Annotated in this window: 3 protein-coding genes; all 3 read right to left on the bottom strand. The window is 26.6% G+C overall.

What is annotated here, in order from left to right; translation table 11 throughout:
• Positions 1 to 95: 95 nt before the first annotated feature.
• Positions 96 to 323 carry a hypothetical protein gene (locus BUA48_RS15225; RefSeq protein ID WP_072832891.1) on the bottom strand — a complete coding sequence of 76 codons (228 nt, stop codon included), beginning with the start codon at positions 321 to 323 and terminating at the stop codon, positions 96 to 98.
• 191 nt (positions 324 to 514) lie between these two features.
• Positions 515 to 796, bottom strand: a complete 282-nt coding sequence (locus BUA48_RS15220) for a hypothetical protein (protein WP_072832890.1) — start codon at positions 794 to 796, stop codon at positions 515 to 517.
• A 376-nt stretch (positions 797 to 1,172) separates the two neighbouring features.
• A partial coding sequence (locus tag BUA48_RS15435) for an integrase core domain-containing protein (RefSeq protein ID WP_143147739.1) occupies positions 1,173 to 1,303 on the bottom strand: 131 nt, incomplete at its 5' end.

The following is a 1,303-nucleotide window of genomic DNA, read 5'->3' as shown; positions in this document are numbered from 1 at the left end:
CGACTTCCTTCAGATTCCACCTCACGGTGGACACCCTTGTCTTAAGCTATACACTTACCACTACTAGGTCGTGTTAGGGACTTACACCCTTAAGATTAAACCCATGCTGGGCACACCAAAAAAGAAGAGGATTTTTCATCCTCTTCCATTAACATATTATATAAATAATTATCATATTTAATAACTAGCTTGTTTACCTTATAATAATTATTTATACTATTTGATTTTGACATTATAACATCCCTCAAATAATTATAATCATCTAAAGAAAATTCCTTCTTAGCATATCTTTTAGCTAATGACTTCAATTCGTTTTTAATCAAAGAATCCTTTCTTCAAAAATTATTATATGCCTCCCTATTAACTAAAACTCTTTTTTTAGTTTCCTTATTGACACATATATAAATCTCATCATCTAACCTCTGAAACACACCATTTTCTATTAATTTTTTTTCATATCTCTTGCTTGTTCTTCCTTCAATGTTAATTTTATTGCATAACTCTTTTTTAGTTATTATTTCTTTTTTTCTATACTCCGAGCTTTTCTTTTAGCATAAATTTTAAAATCTTGAATATTCTTTACTTTGAATACCTCTTCTAAATGTTCATCATTACTCTGATAATATCCTTTGTATTCAACATAAAAATAAACACATCTATCCTCTTTAACTATATTAGTCACCTTATAACACACTTTAGACAATTCATATTTTATTTTTTCATTATCCCATCTTGATAAACTTTTAGTATGTACTCTCAATACTTCTGCTACTTGTTTTTTATTAATTCTTTTCATAATTAACTATATCCTATTTTATATTTGTCAATTGTAATAATTGACCTAATAGAATATAGTATTTTCATCAATCACATCACCTCTTTTCTAATATTTATATTATATAATAAAGCTCTTTTAAAGTTCATGTTTTAATCTTCTCAGTATTAAGGCACATATTGAACTTATATATACATTCCTGTATAATTGTACTATATTGGTTTTAGTAAGATTCTGTTAAGCTGCTATGAAAAAATAGCTTAATATTTTGTAGAATTACTCGCACCTTGAAAATTATATAAGTTTGAATAATTTATTGCGTAGCAAATAGACCTACAATAAAATGGATTTTTGTAGTTTAATCAAAGATATTAAACTAAGATTATGCTGCAACAAACTAAGAGGATTTATTTGAGTCACTAACTGTAAGACTAGATACCTCCGCAGGAGTACAATTATTCAAGGAACCATGAGGTCTTATAAAGTTGTAGTGAAATATAAAAACTGAAATTAAGTTATTAGCTTTTT

Origin of the sequence: Clostridium collagenovorans DSM 3089 (genome assembly GCF_900130005.1) — a bacterium.
Classification (GTDB): Bacteria; Bacillota; Clostridia; order Clostridiales; family Clostridiaceae; genus Clostridium_D; species Clostridium_D collagenovorans.
The sequence above is the reverse complement of the archived record's forward strand: the minus strand, read 5'-3'. Positions and strand labels throughout refer to the sequence as shown.